Origin of the sequence: Ectopseudomonas composti, assembly GCF_001567565.1 — a bacterium.
In the GTDB taxonomy this organism is placed as follows: domain Bacteria; phylum Pseudomonadota; class Gammaproteobacteria; order Pseudomonadales; family Pseudomonadaceae; genus Aquipseudomonas; species Aquipseudomonas composti_A.
Map to the genome: position 1 here is coordinate 1 of NZ_LSSW01000024.1, position 23,878 is coordinate 23,878.

Sequence of the window (23,878 nt, forward strand, 5' to 3'; positions counted from 1 at the left end):
GCTAAACGGGATCGAACCGTTGACCTCTTGCATGCCATGCAAGCGCTCTCCCAGCTGAGCTATAGCCCCGAAACCTTGCGGTCGGCTGCAACGCCTGGGCGTTGCGGCTGGAATAAGTGGCGTCCCCTAGGGGACTCGAACCCCTGTTACCGCCGTGAAAGGGCGGTGTCCTAGGCCACTAGACGAAGGGGACGCAAGACCCTGATCGTGAACCGACTCGCATCGATTCTGGCACTCCCTAAGGAGCCGAGATTGGTGGAGCTAAACGGGATCGAACCGTTGACCTCTTGCATGCCATGCAAGCGCTCTCCCAGCTGAGCTATAGCCCCATCTCGAGGACGGGGCGCATGTTAAGAGCGCCCCGATTGCCTGTCAACAACATTTTTCCTGCCGGCCCAAAGTTTTTGCCACTAGAACAATTACTTAGAGCCCGCGGAGGGTAAAAGTTGACTGTGGAAGGGGCTTGCGACCCTGGCATCCTGCTTCGTTCTACCTCCTGCATCCATGCAGTCGTAGCCGCGACAACACCAGCCGCCGCGGCTAAAGCCTCTGCTACAGGTTCACGCCTCAGCTCAGTTGATGGCCGCCAGCAGCTTCTCCCACTCCTTGGCCTCTTTCTTCGAGGTACCGCCGAGCAGCTCCAGCGCCTGGCGCAGACGGAAACGAGTCAGATCCGGGCCGAGGATTTCCATGGCGTCGAGTACCGACACCGAGCTGGCCTGACCGGTGATCGCGGCGAACATCAGCGGCATGGCATCACGCAGCTTCAGCTCCAGATGCTCGACCACGGCCTGGATGCAGCCGGTGATGCGCTCCTTTTCCCACTGGCGCAGCGACTCGAGCTTCCACAGGATCAGTTGCATCAGCTGGCGCACCTGATCGGCCGAGAGCTTCTTGTGCTCGAACAGCTTGGCATCCAGGTTCAGACCACCAGAAAAGAAGAAACCGGCCAACGGTGCGATCTGGCTGAAGGTTTCCACCCTGCCCTGCACGTGCGGCGCGATCTTCATCAGGTAGTCAGGATTCAACGCCCACTTCTGCACTTCAGCGGCAAAGGTTTCCACCGGCAGCTCGCGCAGCCACTGACCGTTGAGCCAGGACAGCTTCTCCAGATCGAAGATCGGTCCGCCCAGCGACACACGGTTGATGTCGAAGTGCTCGATCATCTCAGCCAGGGAGAACTTCTCGCGCTCGTCCGGCATCGACCAGCCCATGCGCCCCAGGTAGTTGAGCATGGCCTGCGGCAGATAGCCCATGCGCTCGTAGAAGGTGATGCTGGTGGGGTTCTTGCGCTTGGACAGCTTGCTCTTGTCCGGATTGCGCAGCAGCGGCATGTAGCACAGCGCCGGCTGCTCCCAGCCGAAGTATTCGTAGAGTTTGATCAGCTTGGGCGCCGACGGCAGCCATTCCTCGCCGCGCAACACGTGGGTGATGCCCATCAGGTGGTCATCGACCACGTTGGCCAGGAAGTAGGTGGGCAGGCCGTCAGCCTTCATCAGCACCTGCATGTCCATACGATCCCACGGGATCTCGACATCGCCACGCAGCATGTCCGGCACCACGCAGACGCCCTCGCTCGGCACCTTCATGCGTACCACGTGCGATTCGCCCGCAGCAATGCGACGCTGTGCCTCGGCCGGCTCCATGTGCATGCAGTGACCGTCGTAACGCGGGGTTTCCTTGTTGGCCATCTGCTGCGCGCGCACTTCATCGAGGCGCTCGGCGGAGCAGAAGCACGGGAAGGCATGGCCCTTGGCGACCAGCTCGTCGGAGTATTTCTTGTAGATCTCGCCACGCTCGCTCTGCCGATACGGGCCGTGCGGGCCACCGACGTCCGGGCCCTCGTCCCACTCGATGCCCAGCCAGCGCAGGGCATCGAAGATCTGCTGCTCTGATTCGCGGGTCGAACGCAACTGGTCGGTGTCTTCGATGCGCAGGATGAACTGGCCACCGTGCTGGCGAGCGAAGCACAGGTTGAACAGTGCAATGTAGGCGGTGCCAACATGAGGGTCGCCGGTTGGCGATGGCGCGATACGGGTACGGACGGTGGTCATGAATGCTCTCGGAAGGAAGACACGAGGTTTGAATCAAGCGGGCGATGTTAGCAGGCCGGCGGCCCCTGGCTCCAGCAACCCGCCACGGGTGATGGGCAAGCTGGTGATGAGGAAGTCGAGGAAAGTCTTGACCTTCATCGCCTGGAAGCGCCGTGACGGGTAGATCGCATAGACCTCGCCCACCGGCAGTCGCGCTTCAGGCAACAGCTCGACTAGGCGCCCACTGCGCACCGCATCCTCGCTGATCATCACCGGCAGCCCGGAAATACCCGCGCCAGCGAGGGTCGCCTCACGGGCGAAGGTGATGTTGTTGCAGGTCATCACCCGCTGACAGGGCAGATGCTCGCCCAGCAGTGGCCAGTAGCGCGGGGCATCGTGCTGCAGGAGGATCGCCCGATGCCCCTCCAGCTCGGCGACACTGCGCGGCGTGCCATGTGCGGCCAGATAGGCAGGGCTCGCGCACAGGCGCCGGCCGCTCTCGAACAGTTTGCGCGCGATCAAGGTGGAATCCTGCGGCTGGCCGACCTGGATGGCGATGTCCACGCCCTCCTCCAACGGATCCACGGCGCGCGAGGTCAACTCGACCTCGGCATCGATCTGCGGGTACTGGCGCATGAACTCGCCCAGCACACGCCCGAGGAACAACTGGCCGAACTCGATTGGCGAAGTGATCCGCAGCAGCCCCGAGGGCTCGCGCTGCAACTGCATCACCGCCTGCTCGGCCTCGGCGAAGTCGAGCATGATCTGCCGACAGCGCTCGTAATAGGCCTGCCCGACTTCGGTCAGGCGCAACTTGCGCGTGGTGCGATTGAGCAGGCGCACCCCAAGACGCTCCTCGAGCAGCGCGATGCGCCGGCTCACGGTCGACTTCTGCATACCAAGATGGGTCGCAGCCTGGGTGAAGCTGTGACACTCCACCACCCGGGTAAAGATCAGTGCATCATCAAGCCCCATTATTGTTCCTCATACGCAACAAAGCATGCCGGACCTAGAGTCTACTAGCGCAAAGGGAACAATGTTAAATTTACTTACATTTCCCTGCCGCGTCCCGAGCCTCAAGCATGCCCGTCAAACTGCAACGCCGTCTTTTCGTCTTCGTGATCCTGCTGGTGCTGATCGCTGGCGCCCTGCTCGCCCACTGGCTACTGGTCGGCCGTTACCACGAGAGCACTGACAACGCCTATGTGCAGGGCGAGATCACGCGCGTCTCCAGTCAGTTGAACGCGCGCATCGAGAAGGTGCTGGTACGGGACAATCAGCCCGTGGAAGCCGGCCAGTTGCTGGTCGAATTGGAGAACAGCGATTTTCGCCTGGCCCGCCAGCGCGCCCTCGCCGCCCTGGAAACCCATCGGGCCGAACGCGCCCAGGCGCAAAGCAAGCTCGACCAGCAAGCCAGCCTGATTGCCGCCAGCCAGGCCGACGTCGCGGCCAGCCTGGCGACTCTTGATCGTGCCAAGCTCGATCTCGGCCGCGCGCAGACCCTGCGCAAGCCTGGTTATGTCTCCGAAGAACGGGTCACCACACTGGCGGCCGACAACCGCGTGGCCCGCTCGCAGGTGGCCAAGGCTCAGGCCGACCTGCAAGCGCAGCGTCAACAGGTCGCCAGCCTGGACGCCGAGCTCAAGCGCCTGGACGCGTTGATTCTCTCCGCCCAGGCCGATCTGGAGCAGGCCGACCTCAACCTGTCGCGCACGCAGATCCTTGCGCCGATCAGCGGCATCGTCGGCCAGCGCTCCGCGCGTGAAGGCCAGGTGGTACAGAGCGGCGCCTATCTGTTGTCGCTGGTGCCGGACCAGGACATCTGGATCCAGGCCAACTTCAAGGAAACCCAGATCGGCCGCATGCGCCCGGGGCAGAAGGCAGAGCTGCTGTTCGACAGCTACCCGGACACGCCCATCGAAGGCCACATCGACAGCCTGTTCGCAGCCTCGGGCGCGCAATTCAGCCTGCTGCCGCCAGACAACGCCACCGGCAACTTCACCAAGGTGGTGCAACGCATCCCGGTCAAACTGACCTTCGCCGCCGACAACCCGCTGCGCGGACTGATTCGCCCCGGCATGTCGGTAGACGTCAGCGTGGACCTGCGCAGCGACGACAGCCATGGCGGGTGATGCACTGATCCGCGCGACGGCAGAGCCCAGCCGCCGCGACTGGATCGCCGTGATGAGCGCCATGCTCGGCGCCTTCATGGCGGTGCTGGACATCCAGATCACCAACTCCTCGCTCAAGGACATCCAGGGCGCGCTGTCCGCGACACTGGAGGAAGGCTCGTGGATTTCCACGTCCTATCTGGTGGCCGAGATCATCATGATCCCGCTGACCGCCTGGCTGGTGCAGCTGCTCTCGGCGCGGCGCCTGGCGGTCTGGGTGTCGGTGGGATTTCTGATCGCCTCGCTGCTGTGCTCCATGGCCTGGAGCCTGGAGAGCATGATCGTGTTTCGCGCGCTGCAGGGCTTCACCGGCGGCGCACTGATCCCACTGGCGTTCACCATGACGCTGATCAAGCTGCCCGAACATCACCGTGCCAAGGGCATGGCCCTGTTCGCCATCACGGCTACCTTCGCCCCTTCCATCGGGCCGACACTGGGCGGCTGGCTGACCGAAAACTGGGGCTGGGAATACATCTTCTACATCAACGTGCCGCCCGGCCTGATCATGATCGCCGGCCTGCTCTACGGCCTGGAGAAGAAGGCGCCGCACTGGGAACTGCTGAAGACCACCGACTACGCCGGCATCGTCACCCTGGGCCTGGGCCTGGGCTGCCTGCAGGTGTTTCTCGAAGAAGGGCATCGCAAGGACTGGCTGGAGTCGCAGCTGATCGTGGGCCTGGGCAGCGTGGCGCTGGTCAGCCTGATCCTGTTCGTCATCCTGCAGATCTCCCGCCCCAACCCACTGATCAACCTGGGCGTGCTGCGCGAGCGCAACTTCGGCCTGGCCAGCATCTCCAGCCTGGGGCTTGGCGTGGGGTTGTACGGCTCGATCTACGTGCTGCCGCTGTATCTGGCGCAGATCCAGGGCTACAACGCCATGCAGATCGGCGAAGTAATCATGTGGATGGGCGTGCCACAGCTGTTCCTCATCCCGCTGGTGCCCAAGCTGATGAAGATCATCTCGCCGAAATGGCTGTGCGCCCTGGGTTTCGCCCTGTTCGGCGCGGCGAGTTTCTTCTCCGGCGTGCTCAACCCGGACTTCGCCGGCCCGCAGTTCAACCATATCCAGATCGTCCGTGCCCTCGGCCAACCGCTGGTGATGGTCACGGTGTCGCTGATCGCCACGGCCTACATCATGCCGCAGGATGCCGGCTCGGCCTCCAGCCTGTTCAACATCCTGCGCAACCTCGGCGGCGCCATCGGCATCGCTCTGCTGGCCACCCTGCTCGACGCTCGGGCCAAGGTCTACTTCGACTACCTGCGCGAATCCATCGTGCCGACCAACCCGCAGGTGGAAGAGCGCCTGCACCTGCTGACGCAGACGCTGGGCAGCGAACAGGCGGCCCTGGCCAAGCTCAGCCAGATCGTGCATGAACAGGCGATCATCATGGCCTACAACGATGCCTTCCATTTCATCGGCATCGCCCTGGCGGTGAGCATGCTGGCGATTCTGCTGACGCGAAAGCTGCCGCAGAACATGGCAGGCGGCAGTGCGGCGCATTGAGGCGCCTACCACGTAGGGTGGATGCCGCCTTTTGCATCCACCACGGGGCGGTGGATCGATGAAGCGTGATCCACCCTACGCGACACGCAGAGGCGTAGCCCGGATGCAATCCGGGGGCGACCGCCCGAGATCAGACTTGCAGCAACCGATCCCGCAGCTTCTGAATCTCGTCACGCAACTGCGCTGCGGCTTCGAACTCCAGATCGCGCGCCAGGGCATACATCTTCTCCTCCAACTGACGAATGCGCTTGGTGATCTCGCTGGGCGAGCGCAGCTCGTTCTCGTAACGGGCGCTCTCCTCCGCCGCCTTGGCCATGCCCTTGCGCTTGTTGCTGCGCGCGCCCGGCACGACGGCCCCCTCGAGAATGTCCTTGACGTCCTTCTGCACGCCCTTGGGCACGATGCCATTGGCCTCGTTGAAGGCGATCTGCTTGGCGCGGCGGCGTTCGGTCTCGCCGATGGCACGCTGCATCGAGCCGGTCATGTTGTCGGCGTAGAGGATCGCCCTGCCGTTTAGGTTGCGCGCCGCGCGGCCGATGGTCTGGATCAGCGAGCGCTCGCTGCGCAGGAAGCCCTCCTTGTCCGCATCGAGGATCGCCACCAGCGACACCTCGGGCATGTCCAGGCCCTCGCGCAACAGGTTGATGCCCACCAGCACGTCAAACGCGCCCAGGCGCAGATCGCGAATGATCTCCACCCGCTCCACGGTGTCGATGTCCGAGTGCAGATAGCGCACCTTGACGTCGTGATCGCCCAGATAATCGGTCAAATCTTCGGCCATGCGCTTGGTCAGGGTGGTGACCAACACGCGATCCCCCGACGCCACCCGCAAGCGGATCTCCGAAAGCAAATCATCGACCTGAGTGCGCGCCGGGCGCACCTCGATCTGCGGGTCGACCAGGCCGGTCGGTCGCACCAACTGCTCCACCACGCGCCCGGCATGCTCGGCCTCGTAGGGCCCAGGCGTGGCAGAAACGAAAATGGTCTGCGGGCTGGCCGCCTCCCACTCCTCGAAGCGCATCGGCCGGTTATCCAGCGCCGACGGCAGGCGGAAGCCGTATTCCACCAGGGTCTCCTTGCGCGAGCGGTCGCCCTTGTACATCGCGCCAACCTGCGGCACCGAGACGTGGGATTCGTCGATCACCAGCAGCGCCTCGTCCGGCAGGTAGTCGTACAGAGTGGGCGGCGGCGCGCCAGATGGGCGGCCCGAGAGGTAGCGCGAGTAGTTCTCGATGCCGTTGCAGTAGCCGAGTTCGAGGATCATCTCCAGATCGAAGCGCGTGCGCTGTTCCAGGCGCTGCGCCTCCACCAGTTTGTTCGCTCCGCGCAGGTACTCCAGACGCTGCTGCAGCTCGACCTTAATGTGCTCCACCGCCTCCAGCAGGGTTTCGCGCGGCGTGACGTAGTGACTCTTGGGATAGAAGGTGAAGCGCGGCAGTTTCTGGATCACCTCGCCGGTCAGCGGATCGAAGGCGCTGATGCTCTCCACCTCGTCATCGAACAGCTCGACGCGAATGGCCTCGAGATCCGATTCCGCCGGAAAAACGTCGATCACATCACCACGCACACGGAAGGTGGCGCGGGCAAAATCCATGTCATTGCGCGTGTACTGCAACTCGGCCAGGCGGCGCAGCAAGGCGCGCTGATCCATCTTGTCGCCGCGGTCGAGGTGCAGCACCATTTTCAGGTACTCCTCGGGGCTGCCCAAACCGTAGATCGACGACACGGTGCAGACCACGATGACGTCCTTGCGCTCGATCAGCGCCTTGGTCGCCGACAGACGCATCTGCTCGATATGATCATTGATCGACGCGTCCTTCTCGATGAAGGTATCCGACGACGGCACGTAGGCTTCCGGCTGGTAGTAGTCGTAGTAGGAGACGAAATACTCCACCGCGTTGTTCGGGAAGAATGCCTTGAACTCGCCGTAGAGCTGCGCGGCCAAGGTCTTGTTCGGCGCCAGCACCAGGGTCGGGCGCTGCACCTGGGCAATCACGTTGGCGATGGAAAAGGTCTTGCCCGAGCCGGTTACACCCAGCAGGGTCTGGTGCGACAGACCGGCCTCCAGCCCCTCGACCATCTGCCTGATTGCCTCGGGCTGATCGCCGGCAGGTTTGAAGCGGGTCACCAACTGAAACTCGGACATGCACACCTCGACGAATGACTGTGACGCATCCGCTCGGACTGCGTCAAAAGCCATGAATTGCGGGGCGATCCAGCGATAAGTCCAAGTAGAGTCGAATTACCTGGCAAAAGGCCTTAATTCAGGGCTTTGCGCTGTCGCCCCCTGGATTCAGGGTCGTTATACTAACGCCCCGATTACGCGCCCCCTAGCGCTTTTGTCGGGGACGCCTGGCCACCCACCCCTCACTCGAGTTGCCACACCCATCATGAGTCTCTTCTCTGCCGTCGAAATGGCTCCGCGCGATCCCATCCTGGGCCTCAACGAAGCATTCAACGCGGACACCCGCACTACCAAGGTCAACCTTGGCGTGGGCGTCTACTACAACGAGGAGGGGCGAATTCCGCTGCTGCGCGCCGTCGCAGAAGCCGAAAAAGCGCGCATCGAGGCCCACGCACCGCGTGGTTACCTGCCGATCGAAGGCATCGCCGCCTACGACAAGGCCGTGCAGGAACTGCTGTTCGGCAAGGGCGCAGCCCTGATCGAAACCGGTCGCGTGATCACCACCCAGGCCCTGGGCGGCACCGGCGCACTGAAAATCGGCGCCGACTACCTCAAGCGCCTGCTGCCAGACGCCACAGTGGCCATCAGCGATCCGAGCTGGGAAAACCACCGCGCCCTGTTCGAGTCCGCCGGCTTCCCGGTGCAGAACTACCGCTACTACGACCCGTTCAGCAACGGCGTGAACCGCGGCGGCATGCTCGAAGACCTGCGTAACCTGCCAGCACGCTCCATCGTCGTACTGCACGCCTGCTGCCACAACCCGACCGGCGTCGACCTGCAGCTGGAAGACTGGAAAGCCGTGCTGGAAGTCCTGCGCGAGCGCGAGCATGTGCCCTTCCTCGACATCGCCTATCAGGGCTTCGGTGACGGCATCGACCAGGACGCCGAAGCCGTGCGCCTGTTCGCCGAGTCGGGCCTGGAGTTCTTTGTCTCCAGCTCCTTCTCCAAGTCGTTCTCGCTGTATGGCGAGCGCGTCGGCGCCCTGTCGCTGGTCACCGCCAGCCGCGAAGAATCGACCCGCGTGCTGTCGCAGCTCAAGCGCGTGATTCGCACCAACTACTCCAACCCGCCGACCCATGGCGCCACCGTGGTCGCCAACGTACTGAACAGCCCCGAACTGCGCGCCATGTGGGAAGCCGAGCTGGGCGAAATGCGCGACCGCATTCGCAGCATGCGCCTGGCCATGGTCGAGCAACTCGCCGCACTGGGCGCCAAACGCGACTTCGGCTTCGTCGCGCAGCAGCGCGGCATGTTCTCGTACTCCGGCCTCACCGTGGAGCAAGTCGAGCGCCTCAAGGAAGAGTTCGGCATCTACGCCGTCGGCACTGGCCGTATCTGCGTCGCCGCGCTGAACCAAGGCAACCTGGACAGCGTCACCCGCGCGATCCATGCCGTGCTGTAAGCCCTGGCAATGAATAAAAACGCCGGCCCATAAGCCGGCGTTTTTATTTGTATCGAACAACTGTAGGAGTGGCTGGGCGACATTCCGTTTCAGCCGCGATCCACCAACACTGTCGCGGCTAAAGCCCCTCCCACGATAGCGACGCAGAACCAACCGTATCCACACTATGCAGAAGCCGCCACAAAGTGTTGACTTCTCTTTTTTAATCAGTAACATACGCGCCGTTGTTCCGCGATAGCTCAGTCGGTAGAGCAAATGACTGTTAATCATTGGGTCCCTGGTTCGAGTCCAGGTCGCGGAGCCAAATTCAAGAACCCAGCCTAACTGCTGGGTTTTTTATTGCCTGCGGACTCTCACCAGGGACTGTGTCCCAGGTTATTCGCTCCGCTCACCCCTTCGGGGCCGCACTGAAGCGCGTTCAGCTACGCTGTCGAGTCCAGGTCGCGGCCTCGGTTCATACCGGGGCTTTTTTGTGCCTGCGGAACGCTTTTCGCAGGGCTTGCCGCCTTCCCCACGACAATTCGTGCACCCTACAAACGCAAAAGGCCGGTCAGAGACCGGCCCAAACAGAAACGCCGCCAGGCGTCAGTTCACACTCAACTTGTCGCGATTCTTCTCCAGCGTCGCCTCACCGATCCCCTTCACCTCAAGCAACTCATCGACCGAAGCGAAGTTACCATGCTCCTCGCGGTACGCCACGATCGCCTGCGCCTTGGTCGCACCAATACCCAACAACTCACGCTGCAGCGTTGCAGCATCGGCGGTATTGAGATTGACCACAGCGACCTGTGCCAACTGAACCGCAGCAGGCTTGGCACTTTCGGTTTTCGGAGTTTCAGCTGCGGCAGCAGCCAGAGAGAAAGAAGCGAGAACAGCAAACAGCAGGGAAGATAGACGGAGTTTTTGCATGATGTGCATTCCTTGTCGTAATTAGATCCAAGTGAGGTTTGAAACCCCACAAGAATCAACCTAGACGCTATCTTCCAGCTGTCAAATCAAAGCCTCAACGCTCCCGGTTTCGGAGATGAATCCAGTCGACGATCTCACCTTCCGGCACATACCCATGCACCGTTTCGCGAAGAAGCACTCGCACGCGAGCGTAATCATCCTCACTGACCGCAGCCAACAACTCCTGCAAACGGGCCTTGAGTTCGCCCCAGGGCAACATGTCCTCTTCCGCGCGCATGATCATCGGATGCTCGGTCGGCTTCACGTCCTCGCCAATCAATAGCTCCTCATAGAGTTTCTCGCCCGGGCGCAACCCGGTGAACTCGATGGATATATCGCCATGAGGAGTACGCTCATCCCGCACACTCAAGCCGGACAGCCGAATCATCTTTTCGGCAAGATCAGCGATCTTCACCGGCTCACCCATGTCCAACACGAAGACATCACCGCCCTGCCCCAACGAACCCGCCTGGATGACGAGCTGCGCCGCCTCGGGGATCGTCATGAAATAGCGGGTAATGTTCGGATGCGTCACCGTCACCGGCCCGCCTTGCTTGATCTGCTCTCTGAACAGCGGAATCACCGAACCGGAAGAACCAAGCACATTACCGAAGCGCACCATGGTGAAACGGGTCTTGTTGACGTGATGAACACCCAGCTCATCACCGAACAACAATGGCGCAGATTCACGACTCAGCGCCTGCAACACCATCTCAGCCAAGCGCTTGGTACTGCCCATGACGTTAGTCGGCCGCACCGCCTTGTCGGTGGAGATCAGCACAAAATTGGCAACACCCGCCTTGATCGAGGCCTGCGCGGCATTGAGCGTACCGACCAGGTTATTGAGCACACCTTCGGCAACGTTATGCTCGACCATCGGCACATGCTTGTAAGCAGCCGCGTGATAAACGGTGTTTACACGCCAAGTCTGCAGAATATCGAACAAACGCTCAAAGTTGCGGATAGACCCGAGAATCGGCACCAACTTGATCGGCAGTGACTCCCGTTCGATTCGCTGCTGCAACTCACCATGGATACTGTAAAGATTGAATTCGCTGTGTTCGAAAAGCAGCAACGTACGAGCGCCGCTCGCCAGGATCTGCCGACACAACTCCGAACCAATGGAGCCGCCAGCGCCGGTCACCAGCACCACCTGGTTCTTGATGCAGCGCTCGAACAGATCCTGTCGAGGCGGCACAGCATCACGACCCAGAAGGTCGGCGATATCGACTTCCTGAATGTCTTCGACCTTCACGCGCCCGCTGGCCAGATCAGTAAAGCCAGGGACACTACGCACATGAAGGGCATAGGGTTCCAGCGCATGAAGGATCTCCCGCCGCCGCATTCGAGAAGCAGAGGGTAACGCTAGCAGAATTTCTTCAGCCCTCGTCTCGTCGATCATCTGCTGAATATGCTTGGGCTTGTAGACTCTTACACCAGCGATGACGCGATTAGCCACGCCTGGATCGTCGTCCACGAAAGCTACTACACGCATGGCCCGACTCAAGCGCAATGCTGCCACCAACTGGTTACCTGCAGTTCCGGCACCATAAATAGCTACGCGTGAAATGTCTCGTCCGCCCTCTGCCTCCCGCCCCAAGGGGTCTAGCCAATCCCCCATAAAGTACTGACGCATGATCAAACGCAGCCCACCGACCAACATCAGGCTGAGCCACCAGTAATTGAATACCATGGAGCGCGGGATCAACGCGCTGGAGTCTCGATACCAGTAAACCAGCAGAGCGAGCAGCAGCGCAGAAAGCGAAACGGCCTTGAAAATACTTTTAAGAGCATCGTTGCCAAAATAACGCATCACCGCCCGGTACATGCCCATACGGATGAAGATCGGAATGGCCAATACCGGCGCGCAAGCGAACAGCCAGGCGTGGCCACCAAATGGCTCGGCCGCGCCCAAATCTCCGAGGCGGACCACGAAGGCCAGCCAAAGGGCAATCCAGATCAACACGATATCCGCACCGACCTGCAGAAGACGCTTCGAACGCCGTGACAATCCAATCAGACGCGTGCGCAGACAATCAGCCGCCCTTAACATCCCACCTATTCCTTGAAAGCAATAAACCTATCGACGCCAGCAGCATGCTACCTATGGATAAGCTTATCCATCGAAACAACCAGCTCTGCCTACACCTTCGATGGTCAGGTTTCGTCAGTCAGAGAAGCTCTATGGAGGCTCTCTGGCTGATGCTGAAAATCCAACACCGCGCTGAATCAGTTAATGCCGATACCGTTATCACTGATCGGCGGCGAGCTTCATTACGTCCGAAAGAACAAGACAAGTCTTAGCCAGTTCATCAGCAGTCAATGTCGGATGCACCAGGAACATCAAGCTTTCTTCACCAAGGCGGCGGGCCACAGGCAAAGGGGCTTCTGGCCGCCAGCCCGTATCATCGAATGCCTTTTCTAGATAAACCTCAGAGCAAGAGCCTGAAAAACAGGGAACGCCTCGCGCAGAAATCTCGTTCAGAATCCGGTCACGCGTCCAACCATCCCTGAGTTTTTCAACCTCAACGAAGACATAGCACTTATAGGCTGCATGCGTGATGCAGGAAGGAACCTCAGGGACTCGCAAGCCAACCAAACCTCGGGCGCACGACCAGATCTGCCGAGCATTAGCTAAACGGCTGGACTGCCAGTCACTCATCCGACGCAACTGTATCCGCCCTATTACGGCTTGCACTTCCAACATCCGCCAGTTGGTACCAAAACTCTCGTGCACCCACCTGAAGCCTGGCGCATGCTGACGCTCGTAGACGGCCTCCCAACTTTTGCCATGATCCTTGTACGACCACATCCGGGACCAGAGATCACGATCATTCGTGGTCACCATGCCGCCCTCGCCACCGGTAGTCATGATCTTGTCCTGACAGAACGACCAGGCTCCCACATGCCCTATGGAGCCTACCGAGCGCCCCTTGTACTGAGCCCCATGAGCCTGAGCGCAATCTTCAATGACCTTTAGGTCGTGCTGAGCAGCAAGCTCCATGATGGGATCCATGTCGCACGGCCAGCCCGCCAGGTGCACGCATATCACTGCCTTGGTGCGTGCGGTCAGTACAACAGAAATGGTCTCGGCCGTGATGTTCTGCGAGTCGCAGTCAACATCGGCGAATACCGGAACGGCACCAGCATTTACTACCGAAGAAACCGATGCCAGAAACGTTCGCGGCGTCACTACCACCTCATCTCCCGGCCCGATCCCAAGCGCCTTGAGAGCCAAATCAAGCGCAACCGTACCGTTAGCCAGGGCAACGGCATGCTCGCTACCTACCCAGGCAGCAAATTCCTTTTCGAACTCGCGCCCCTCGTTACCAGTCCAGTAATTCACACGATTGGAAAGAATGACGTCACGCGCGGCATCAGCCTCTTCTACAGAGAAAGACGGCCAAGGAGAGAAAGAGCTATTCAACACAAAGAAATCTCTAATACGTTAACCGTGAGAAGCCATCTCTCACAGAGCAATGGCTACCTGCTTTTCGCTGGAACGCCTACGACAGTTAGACCGTCCTGAATATCGTTTACTACAGCAGCACCGGCACCAACTATCACGTCACTACCTATCTCAAGGAGCTGACGTACACTAGCACCTATACCTATCCAACTGGCCTCACCTACAACGACAGAGCCCGCAAGGTTCACGCCAGGACTGATATGGACACCAGCCCCCAGTTCACAGTCATGGTCCACGCTGCAGAGCGTGTTAAGGATACAACCATCCCCAACATTGGCGAATGCATTGACGATCGCCCCTGCAAAAACGACCACTCCAGCCCCAAGTACAGCCCGGGGACTGACAAATGCCCGCGGATGCACCAGCGTCACAGCAGTAAAACCTGAGTTTCGCAGCGATGCCAGCTTGGCGAGCCTGGTGCGGTTATGACCAATCGCGACCGCGACCTCCGGGTATTTATCTATTTGATGAAGAAGGTCTGCTGTATTGCCCACAACCTTCCAGGCGCCATTGAGCTGCAATTGTGGGAAGGCATCATCAAAGAAAACCACCTCCCAGCCACACTGCTCAGCGAGATCGGCAACAACCTTGCCATGCCCGCTAGCACCAAGAATGGCCAAGCGCGTCACTTTTCGTCTCCTGTAAACCTGGACGCAGTCGCCTGTCCTTCCGCACTAATACCCTCTCGAACAAAAACCTTCTTGATGGTCAAAAGGAGGATCCGGATATCAAGTAACAGGGAGCGGTTGTCCACATACCAAATATCCAGAGCGAACTTTTCTGGCCAACTGACCGCATTGCGACCATTGACCTGAGCCCAGCCTGTAATACCAGGGCGCACCTCATGCCTGCGGGCCTGCTCCACGCTGTACAGAGGTAAGTACTCCATTAACAAAGGACGAGGCCCAACCAGGCTCATATCACCCTTTATGACATTCCAGAGCTCAGGCAACTCATCCAAACTTGTTGATCGAAGAAAACGCCCAAAAGGGGTCAGCCGCTCGGCATCAGGCAAAGCATTGCCCTCAGTATCGACTGCGTCTCGCATCGTACGAAACTTGACCATTTCAAACGGCTTTCCGTGTAGACCCGGACGAACCTGACGAAACAGAACAGGACCGCCAAGACGCCGATGCACCAACCAGGCAACCAGCAACAGGACTGGAAAAAGCAGTAACAGCGCAAACGACGCGATTACCAAATCAAATAGACGCTTCAAAGCCCCAACTCTCGCTTGTAGAAATCAACCATACGATGCCAATGCGCTTCCTGCTCAAAACATCTCTCAACGTGCAATCGCGCCTCTCGCCCCATGGTTCTGAGAGTCTCCTCAGGCGTACTCATTGCTACGTGCATAGCCTGCCGCAGGGCATCACAGTCCCGCGCAGGTACGATCCATCCATTCAAGCCGGGAGTGATGACCTCGTTGCAGCCATTCACATCAGAAACGATTGCGGGTAGAGCCATTGCCCCCGCTTGCAGCAGAACGTTCGGAAAACCTTCCCGGTAGCTTGGCAGGACCAGTATATCGGCGCACGACAACGCACCCCGAATATCCTCCTGAAAACCGAGATGATGGACTTGCGGATGTTCGTCAAGAATCTGCCTGGTCTGCGCATCGAGAGGCGCGGTTTGATCATGAGCGCCAACAAGCAAAAGGTGCGCACCAGAAATCTGCTCAAAGGCACGCGCCAATTCGAACAGGCCTTTATCACGGTTCAAACGCCCAACGAAACAGAAGACAAACGCGGTATCCGCAATCCCCAAAGAGCTACGAAGCAGCGTGCCACGCTCAATCGCAGCCTCGTTTTCCGGATTGAAGTAGGCCGTATTAACGCCTGCGATGTTACCGGAACCAATCACCTGTAGAGGCTTGGCTGTAATACCAAATCGACGCAAGTCATCAGCAACGCCCTGCCCCTCGGGAACGACCTTCGTGGCACAAGCGCAGATCAGCCTGTCGATCCAAATCAGCAACCTTTGCTTAGCCCCGGCGGCAGTGGGAAAGATTAACCCAGTAAATGTGTGGATACGCACAGGCACGCGACAGAGCCAGGCGGCGAGCATCGTTACAAGGCCAGCTTTAGGGGTATAGGAATGAACCGCGTAAGGCCTTAATTTGCGCAACAGAAAAGCCATTCGCCCAACTGACAGCAGATCACGAACAGGGCTTATGCCCCGCACCATCGGCACGCCAATAACTTCAACCTTTTCCCGCTCAGCGACTTGTTCCGCGTCGGCCCCAGGAGCCGTGGCAAGTCGCAGGGAAAAATACCTGGAAAGAAAAGCCGGCTGCTCCTTGAGGATCGTGAGCAGAGTCTCTGGAACGGTAGTGACTATCAGTAGCGTCGCCTTCTCAGCACCGACTTTATCGTCAACGTGACTCAATTCTGAGCTTCCTGCGCATCGATCAAAGCACGATAGAGGGTATCAAGAATGGCCGCCTTGTCGATGTAAGGCTTGGCGGACGCTGCCACTTGCTCCCGAGAAACCGAGCTTACGCTTCGTGCAAATGACAGAATGTCAGGCAACGAAATTGCGCCATTACGATAAAAGTCGAAAGAGGTAGGAAACACCTCTTTATGCCCCGCGTACACTGGAAGCCCCATCACGAGATACTCTCGTACCTTGAGCGTACAAGCCTCCGTCATTCCCTTGCGATCCAGCGCGAATGAAGACAGCCCAAGCGAACAGCTCTCGGCAACCTTTCTAATAGCACTTGCAGCTAAACGGCCATGAAGAACGATCCGCTTATCCCCAGAAGCTCGAGCGTGGTCGCCTTCAGATAAATCACCTACAAGGTGCAACACAAACTGATCGCTGCTCGTGGATATCTCATCTAACAATAGATCGAGCCCGTGCCATGAGGCGAAATGACCCGCCACGAACAACAGCTCTGGGACTTCAGGGCGACTATCAGGGACAGGTCCCTGGTCAAAAAAAACCCCATTGGGATATAGGAAGTCTTTACGACTGCCGACCTGAGCACGCTTGCGTTCGTAATCGAGAATTTCCTGAGTGACCGCAATAGTACCGGCAGATTTTTTAATGGCATATTTTCCGATCAAGGAGTCCAGCCCGGAACGTAATCGCCCTAAATACCCTCCGCCCATGGCCAGCTCGGGCACCTCAAGCGTGTGATGCACGAGATAGACAGGTCGGTTACAAAGTAATATGAATAATAACTGGAAGGGGTCGTGCACATAGTAGCGAAGAACGAAAGCATCATACTCCCTACCTAATGAATACAACCAGTGGTGATATTCAACACGCAGGAGTAACCAGGCATACGCTTTCCAGAAAGCGTTATTCTTCTTTTCGCCCAACCACCGAGAATGATGAGCGATAGTAGACTGAACGCAACTTCCCCTAGGACAAAACATCCGCACATGCCATTCAATGCCCACTTTTGACGCTGCGAATTGCTCAGACTCCATCTGACTCACAACACCTGAGGGTGGCGAAAGCAGGGCTGCACAGTGAAGAACTTTCATACTACTGACGCCCCGTTATAGGAAACCACGTTTTCACAATCTCCGCTGAATAATGGCTCAACATTAAACCGCCAATTTTTCGTGCCCCTTCATCGTTCAGATGTCCCTCATCACGGTAAAGCAGAACACCATCAACGACCGGACTGCAATAATTCCCAGCACAAATCACTTCGTTAGGATCGATGAAAATCACATCAGGATAGCGTTCGCGAACCCGCTCCCAGTAAACCTGCCTAGCATCACGGGACACCCGACACTCATAAGCGCCATACATGATACTTCTTACAGAGCAGGTATTTGCATGCTTAATGGTCTGATTTTTTAACACCACTACCACAGACGCACCAGCAGAGGATATGACATCCAAACTATTCAGCAAATAATCTCCAGCCCCCTCATCGGAAGGCCAACTTGCAGCCAAAACAACGAAGGAATACCTACCTTCCTTAATACGATCAAATATATAATCATTACGAAACTTACACTGCTCCCCACGCCCTGCCACAGCCGCCCTATCTAAGTACCTATACAAAGGTGGACAGGCATCCATTGTGTAATCCACAATCGAAACACCAGCCTCCTTAGCCAAGACGTCTATCATTCCGCTAAAGTGATTTGCATAAGAATCACCAATTAAAAGCCCATCTGCTTGATGCGCGAGAGAACCTAAAACACAATTTTCATCTATCGGGGTTGCATATAGAACGCTTGGTACGTGGCATCCCGCTCTCAACTCGTTGGGGCGAGTTGAGAGCGAATGCTCCATAGCTTGTACTTCAGGAGGAAAGCGGAAGGAAAATCCATCTGTAGCTGAGGAAATAAATGCAACACCTACAAAAGTAGCCAGAGGCAGAAGTACTTTCCTTGAAAAAACCTGACGCCCTTTAAAATGATTGCCGGACGCTCGAAATGGAGTTTCTATGTAGCGCCACGACAGCCAACCTAAAAAAATAGAGCACCCAACAATCCAAAAAGAAACCCACAAGCCAACATCAACGTAAAAATATTTAACAAAAACAATAACTGGCCAGTGCCACAGATATAGAGAATAGGAAATCACTCCCAAAAAAACCAAAGGCCTCAGCATCAACACCCTGACCGGCGAAGACATACTCCCACTAAAAACTATCAAAGCAGCGCCAACACAAGGTATTAACGCATTAACTCCTGGAAATACTGTAGAAGCTGAGAAATAGAAAAAAGAATAAAAAATTAACAACAACCCTAGGCACTTAGAAAACCACAATAACAGACTATTATTGCACCTGATCCCACTGACAAAAAGAGCCAGCAGCCCTCCGAGCAAAAGCTCAAAAGCCCTTGTAGGGAGTAAATAATATGCTGCCGAAGGAAAACTTCTCGAAGCCCATTCAGAGAAAAACAACAAGATCATAAAAACAAATAAAGCAAAAAACCGAAAATATCTTCCTAGCAGACCATAGAGCACCAAAAAACACAGAGGCCACAGAAAATAAAATTGCTCCTCAACGCCTAATGACCACGTATGCAACAGAACTGCATCAGCAGCGCCAGCCGAAAAATAGTTTCCGTACTCACGCCAAAAATAGAAATTCGAGAGACCTGCCAGAGAAAACACGGAGGACACCGAAGTTCTATGAAAATCCAAAGGCGACAGCAAGAAAAAACCGAGCAGCAAAACTCCGCCGATTAGAGCAATTAAAGCTGGAGCAAGCCTATTGACTCTTCTCTGATAAAACTCTGACAGAGAAAATTTGCCTTCCTGTATTTTCTTATAAATTTGCGCAGTAATCAGAAAGCCCGAAATCACAAAAAAAATATCTACACCAACAAACCCCCCGGGAAGAAAGGTCGAATCAAGATGATTAATCAATACCGCCAATACTGCTATAGCACGCAACCCATCAATATCTGCTCGATACGTGTTCACACACCACCATGAATTTAAATAAATTTAATAAAAATACCGGAGAGCAAAAAATTAATATTACCTAAAAGAAATTTCATACCAACGGCAAAAATTTATCCATCGCCATACCTGCCAAGAAAACCTCTTCTTCCCCTGCATAATCAGGTCAAATTCTTTAAGGATTTCCGCCTGATCAAGAAAAGGTAGCCCCAAGTCGACCTTCAACCAATCCCTTATCGTATTCGACATTGTTCTCAGCCACGCATACTCAGGCGTTTCAAATCCTATTTTGTCGCGTCTATCAAGTATCTCGTCAGGCACAATGCCGCGCATTGCAGCACGAAATACATGCTTGGTTTCACCTGCATCAGAAATCAGATAGTGCTCAGGCATCGACAACAGCAAATCCGCCATATCAGTCGTCAGGAAAGGCACTCTACTTTCTACCGAAAAACGCATCGAATTGCGGTCGCCATGTCGCAGCAGTGCCGGCAACCCCCGCTGAGTCAACGCAATAGCCAACTCTTCAACTACGCGACGCCCTCGTTCGTTGTGCAGAGGAACCGTGTGCGGAAAACCACATGAGATACCCCGCTCACGCAATAGATCTGAGTTAATCCAGGAGGCGGCACTATACGCCCCCCCCATTCGGCGCAACAGATCGTGCAACTTACCGCTCGTCATGTGCGCAATTGCATGCTTCACGCCGGACATCCGGCTTCGCCCAGGCCACTCTGCCCAAGCATCTAGAAATTTCCAAGCGCGCTGCAGCTCTCCGTTATCGAGAAGGCTGTGCAGTCGTGGCCCGGGATAGCCGTTGTAGCCAGCTAACAACTCATCTGCGCCCTGTCCATCCAAGGTTACTGTGATGCCATGTTCACGAGCTAGCTGAAACACTCGATATTGTGCGTAGATACTGGTACTGCCGAAGGGCTCACCCTGAGCGATGATCATATCTTCGAGGTCTCGCGCCAACTCAGCACCACCAACTGTAATCTTGTGCGGCTGAGCCCCCACGTGCTGGTTAACCAGATCGACCCAAACCTCCTCCGATACGCTGCTACCATCAGCGATATAGCTAAAGGTATTGATCGGTAGATCGGGTTCTATGTGGCGCATGGCACACACAACCGCCGAAGAGTCGATACCTCCAGACAGAGCCGCGCCCAGCGGCACGTCGCTGCGCAGATGCAGGCGTACACTGGCCAGAAAGTGCTCGCGCAACTGCTCGGTTGCATCGGCAAAACTGAGGTCGCCGCGCTCCTCGATGCGCGGCGACCACCAGCGCTGCGGCTCACCCAGCGCACCAGAAGCCAGGTCCAGTTCGACCAGATGGCCGGGCAACAGGTGCAACACGCCATCGAAGAAGCTGTGTGCGCCACTGTCGTAGTCGGCATGCACCAGATAATCGTAGGCGCGCTGCCAGTTCAGCTGCACCCGCTCCTGCTTGAGCGCCTTGATCGCCGCCACCTCAGAGGCGAACAGGAAGCCGCCCTGCTCCCGGGTATAGAAGAACGGCTTGATACCGAAGGCATCGCGCACGCAGGTGAGAGTGCCACGCACACTGTCGAACACCACGAAGGCAAACATGCCCACCAGCCGCGGCAGGCACGCACGCCCCCACTGTCGCCAAGCGGCAAGCAGCACCTCGGTGTCCGAACCAGAAACGAAGCGATACCCCAGCGGCTCAAGCTCCGCGCGCAGCTCGCGGTAGTTGTAGATCTCGCCGTTGAAAACGATAGAAACGGACTTGCCCTGTGACTCCATAGGCTGATGCCCGGCTGCGGAAAGGTCGATGATCGACAGCCGTGTATGCCCAAGCGCAGTGACTCCACTCGATCCTGGGTACAGCATATAACCGCGGTCATCTGGGCCACGCCTGTCCATCGCAGCCAACGCCTGGGCTAACCTTTCATCCAGCGTGGCCGGCCGGCCAGGCCACCATCCCCCCGTGATACCGCACATGACTATCCAATCTCCAAAGACAAGGCGATCCCGCCTTGCAAATCACACACGAGCAGAGCCAAACACGCGACGTAGTTGCTGCACCACGGCCCGCAGATCCGCCAGGGGCAATAGCCCGCACACCACGACCAACGCCAGCAGCACACACATCAGCAGACTCTTGAGCAACAGCTTCAGAGGCAACGCCAGCCCCGTTGCCTCAAGCTGCATGCCCACCCCGGCGCACACTACGAAACCCAGACTCGACAGCAGCAACGCCCGCCAGGCGTAGGGAATTCTGTACAGACGTTGACTGAGCGACAGCCAGCAAAAGAAGAACAGCGAGGATGCTAGCAAGGTGGCTAGCGCCGCCCCCCAAATACCCCACAGAGGTACCAGCACCCAGTTACCGGCCACGCTGGCCGCCGCCGAGAGCAGCGTCACCCAAAGCTGCCAGAGGGTCTTCTTCGCAATGGCGATGCCCGGCGCGAAGATATACATCTGCGACAGCAGCAGCGCCGGCGCCAGCACACCCACCAGCGCCGCACCAGCCATGAACTCCGGAGTAGCGAAAAGCATCAGCAGCTCGCGAGCGAACAGCGCCAGGAACAGGCAGCCTACTAGCGCCACTGCCATGAACCAACTGAATAGGCGAGCAATCTGCCCAGGCGTCTGCGGGTCTCGGTAGTGCTGGTAGACCAGCGGCGTCAGCGCCGCCTGAATTCCCAGAATCAGCAACGCCGACAGGGCGGCGATACGGCTGCCAATACCGAAATGACCCACATCTTCCAGGTTGCCGAAGTGATTGAGGGCAAAGCGGTTGATATACAAGCTGATGAAGACTGCCAGGCCAGCCGGCACCAGCGGTGCCGAGAAACGCAACATTGCGTGTAGCTGACCCACATCGAACAGCCAACCGAAGGTTCGGCGCAGCAGCCATAGGCACAGCAGGCAGGCCAGCAGCGCCGCCATCAGTTGGGCTTGCATCACCCCGACCAGTCCCAAATCCAACCACAGACAAAAGACCATGGCAAACAGCAGCGTGAACAACGCATAAGCCACGCTGGTTAGGGCATAGGCCTTACTACGCAGCTCCCAGCGGAACTGGTTGAGCAACAGATAATAGATGCCGTTGACCGCAATGAAGCCGACCCCTAGGCGAAACGCATTCAGGTAGCGAGCATCACCCAAGAGCAGCGCGTTGAACTGCGACGCAGCCAGCAGGCCGAAAATCAGAAACAGCGAGTACATCAAAACACTGAACCATAGGCTGGTGCTGGCGAGGCGTCTGCGCTCTGCCGGCTCGGCCGTATCGGCCCAATGGCGCGCCAGCCCCTGGGAAATCTCCAAGGCCACCACTAAGTTGGCCAACGCACCGAGGGTAATCAGCAGGTCATAAGCGCCGTAGTCACTCGGGGACAGCACCCGGGTGTAGAGTGGTAACAGGAAGATCGCTAGGCCCTTGGACAGTAGCGAGGCCAGACCGTAGACGAGGCTGTCGCGCAGGACCGCCTTAAGCACACTGAGCCTCGACCGGTGAAGCAGCCAACCGACAAAGCTCCGCCTTCAAAATCGGCTGATCATCTAGCAAAAGCGCCTCAGAACCATAATTTTCTATTATGAGAGAAACAACGGACTTTATTCTGTCAGCTGAAGCCCCCCAGCCGCCCACATAATTTAAACTAGACGGATACAAATACCAGTCCTCTGGTACCTTTCCAGCCAATAGATCGGAGTACCTTCTGGCAACTTCCATACACGACCAGCGTTTAGTTATGAACTCGTTTGCCTTTCGCCCAAGCGCCTGTCTAAAGGCTGAGTCAGAAATAACTTTCTCAATCGCAGCCTCAAGTTCATCTGGCATCACATAAAGCGACGGAGGCATGTCCTCGGAAGACACAACACTACAAATTTTTTGCGCATAGTACCCTGCCACAACCGCAGGCTTTGAAAAACTAGCAGCTTCAGCTGCAAAAACTGCCATCGGACTATCTGAATAAGCTTGATCAACAACGAAATCACAGTCCTCAATCATCTCTCGAACAACTGAGTTAGGCAGACCAGACGCCAGAACCAATTCTATCCGGTGTCCTTTTTTCGACAAGTTTTCTATAGCGGCCTTTATAAGATCAGAGCCTTTTAGCAGAGAATTCGAAGGACTGTGCAAGATTCGAATCACATCATCGGAACGTTTCCAAGGCTCTCCCCCTGTTTCCACGCAAGAAATAGGAACACCCATAGAAAACCAATTTATAAATTTCCGAGAGTGAAACTGGGCAGACGAAGGAGAATTCACAACATAATCAGCATACTTCTCCTGAAATCGTACCATTTTAAATTTTTTCCGTGCCATGCGAACAACACGAGAAACCCCGCCAACAGCCACAGCCACAGGCACGGCTCCACCATCAAGATAAGGAGGCCGAGAGTCAGAACCAACATATATAAAAACGACCTTCTTCCCCAGCATTTTCAACAATAGAAGCTCCAGTTTTCCGCCGGTAAAGCTCTGGCCAAAGGTAAAAATAAAAGCGTCATATGCAGGAAGGCAACGAAGAAAAACGATCCACCCGATAATACGATGCAACAACACCCAAAGAACCTTCAAAAAAAAATTTTTACTTGCAGTTCTCAGCGTTCCGATTTTTGCCCAAAGACGCGCCACTCTAGACACATCCCCGAAGGTTTCATAATCAAAGGGGTGTCTGTATCCAAGAACAAGATCAGCATCTCGCCCCAGCGCACGAAAACCGCGTACCAATCCGCTTGCCAGTCCTGAAATTTCCATTACGCCAACGCAGATTCGAAATGAGCTCAAAATAAAACCCCACCATCAAGCA

17 protein-coding genes and 3 tRNA genes are annotated in these 23,878 nt (G+C 57.0%); 4 read left to right on the forward strand and 16 right to left on the reverse strand.

From position 1 onward, the window contains the following. Positions 1-117 precede the first annotated feature (117 nt). From PCLY_RS12065 to PCLY_RS12080, 4 genes are all read right to left on the reverse strand, one after another. A tRNA-Glu gene (locus PCLY_RS12065) sits at positions 118-193 on the reverse strand. Positions 194-253: 60 nt separating this feature from the next. Continuing rightward, a tRNA-Ala gene (locus PCLY_RS12070) sits at positions 254-329 on the reverse strand. Positions 330-572: 243 nt separating this feature from the next. Then, entirely contained in the window at positions 573-2,054 is a 1,482-nt protein-coding gene (gene gltX, locus PCLY_RS12075; protein ID WP_061239600.1) for a glutamate--tRNA ligase, read from the reverse strand. Positions 2,055-2,087: 33 nt separating this feature from the next. Next, positions 2,088-3,008, reverse strand: coding sequence for a LysR family transcriptional regulator (locus PCLY_RS12080; RefSeq protein ID WP_061239601.1), 921 nt, complete (start codon positions 3,006-3,008; stop codon positions 2,088-2,090). Between the two features lie 107 nt (positions 3,009-3,115). On the opposite strand from PCLY_RS12080, the gene PCLY_RS12085 reads away from it, so the two are divergent. Together PCLY_RS12085 and PCLY_RS12090 are read left to right on the forward strand one after the other, a co-directional pair. Further along, entirely contained in the window at positions 3,116-4,165 is a 1,050-nt protein-coding gene (locus PCLY_RS12085) for an HlyD family secretion protein (protein ID WP_061239603.1), read from the forward strand. Beyond that, positions 4,155-5,708: an MDR family MFS transporter gene (locus PCLY_RS12090; RefSeq protein WP_061239605.1), complete on the forward strand. Its 1,554-nt coding sequence runs from the start codon at positions 4,155-4,157 to the stop codon at positions 5,706-5,708. The genes PCLY_RS12085 and PCLY_RS12090 overlap by 11 nt, the downstream gene beginning before the upstream one ends. Positions 5,709-5,838: 130 nt before the next feature. Here the strand turns inward: PCLY_RS12090 and uvrB are convergent, their stop codons facing one another. Next, positions 5,839-7,854, reverse strand: a complete 2,016-nt coding sequence (gene uvrB / locus PCLY_RS12095; RefSeq protein ID WP_061239607.1) for an excinuclease ABC subunit UvrB — start codon at positions 7,852-7,854, stop codon at positions 5,839-5,841. Between the two features lie 244 nt (positions 7,855-8,098). Between uvrB and PCLY_RS12100 the strand changes: the two genes are divergently transcribed. Next, complete coding sequence (locus PCLY_RS12100; protein ID WP_061239609.1) at positions 8,099-9,295, forward strand: amino acid aminotransferase; 1,197 nt, start codon at positions 8,099-8,101, stop codon at positions 9,293-9,295. Between the two features lie 228 nt (positions 9,296-9,523). Further along, positions 9,524-9,599, forward strand: a tRNA-Asn gene (locus PCLY_RS12105). Between the two features lie 281 nt (positions 9,600-9,880). Here PCLY_RS12105 and PCLY_RS12110 read toward each other — a convergent pair. The 11 genes from PCLY_RS12110 to PCLY_RS24850 form a co-directional block, all read right to left on the reverse strand. Further along, a complete protein-coding gene (locus tag PCLY_RS12110) occupies positions 9,881-10,204 on the reverse strand; it encodes a ComEA family DNA-binding protein (protein WP_061239611.1) in 324 nt (107 codons plus the stop codon). A 94-nt stretch (positions 10,205-10,298) separates the two neighbouring features. Beyond that, positions 10,299-12,296, reverse strand: coding sequence for a polysaccharide biosynthesis protein (locus PCLY_RS12115; protein WP_061239612.1), 1,998 nt, complete (start codon positions 12,294-12,296; stop codon positions 10,299-10,301). Positions 12,297-12,494: 198 nt separating this feature from the next. Beyond that, entirely contained in the window at positions 12,495-13,673 is a 1,179-nt protein-coding gene (locus PCLY_RS12120) for a DegT/DnrJ/EryC1/StrS family aminotransferase (protein ID WP_061239614.1), read from the reverse strand. 53 nt (positions 13,674-13,726) lie between these two features. Next, the gene (locus PCLY_RS12125) at positions 13,727-14,341 is read right to left on the reverse strand and encodes an acetyltransferase (RefSeq protein WP_061239617.1); all 615 of its coding nucleotides are present in this window, start codon (positions 14,339-14,341) and stop codon (positions 13,727-13,729) included. Then, complete coding sequence (locus tag PCLY_RS12130; protein ID WP_061239619.1) at positions 14,338-14,931, reverse strand: sugar transferase; 594 nt, start codon at positions 14,929-14,931, stop codon at positions 14,338-14,340. Before PCLY_RS12130 ends, PCLY_RS12125 begins: the two co-directional genes overlap by 4 nt. Then, entirely contained in the window at positions 14,928-16,100 is a 1,173-nt protein-coding gene (locus PCLY_RS12135; protein WP_061239621.1) for a glycosyltransferase family 4 protein, read from the reverse strand. The genes PCLY_RS12130 and PCLY_RS12135 overlap by 4 nt, the downstream gene beginning before the upstream one ends. Then, positions 16,097-17,206 carry a glycosyltransferase family protein gene (locus PCLY_RS12140; RefSeq protein ID WP_156458594.1) on the reverse strand — a complete coding sequence of 370 codons (1,110 nt, stop codon included), beginning with the start codon at positions 17,204-17,206 and terminating at the stop codon, positions 16,097-16,099. The genes PCLY_RS12135 and PCLY_RS12140 overlap by 4 nt, the downstream gene beginning before the upstream one ends. 1 nt (position 17,207) lies before the next feature. Continuing rightward, positions 17,208-19,115 (reverse strand): acyltransferase family protein, encoded by a 1,908-nt coding sequence (locus PCLY_RS24510; RefSeq protein ID WP_197432178.1) that lies wholly within the window; start codon positions 19,113-19,115, stop codon positions 17,208-17,210. 57 nt (positions 19,116-19,172) lie between these two features. Continuing rightward, positions 19,173-21,059 (reverse strand): asparagine synthase (glutamine-hydrolyzing), encoded by a 1,887-nt coding sequence (asnB, locus tag PCLY_RS12145; RefSeq protein WP_061239624.1) that lies wholly within the window; start codon positions 21,057-21,059, stop codon positions 19,173-19,175. Between the two features lie 42 nt (positions 21,060-21,101). Further along, positions 21,102-22,559: an oligosaccharide flippase family protein gene (locus PCLY_RS12150; protein WP_061239625.1), complete on the reverse strand. Its 1,458-nt coding sequence runs from the start codon at positions 22,557-22,559 to the stop codon at positions 21,102-21,104. Continuing rightward, entirely contained in the window at positions 22,552-23,826 is a 1,275-nt protein-coding gene (locus PCLY_RS24850) for a glycosyltransferase family protein (RefSeq protein ID WP_156458595.1), read from the reverse strand. Before PCLY_RS24850 ends, PCLY_RS12150 begins: the two co-directional genes overlap by 8 nt. Between the last annotated feature and the right edge of the window lie 52 nt (positions 23,827-23,878).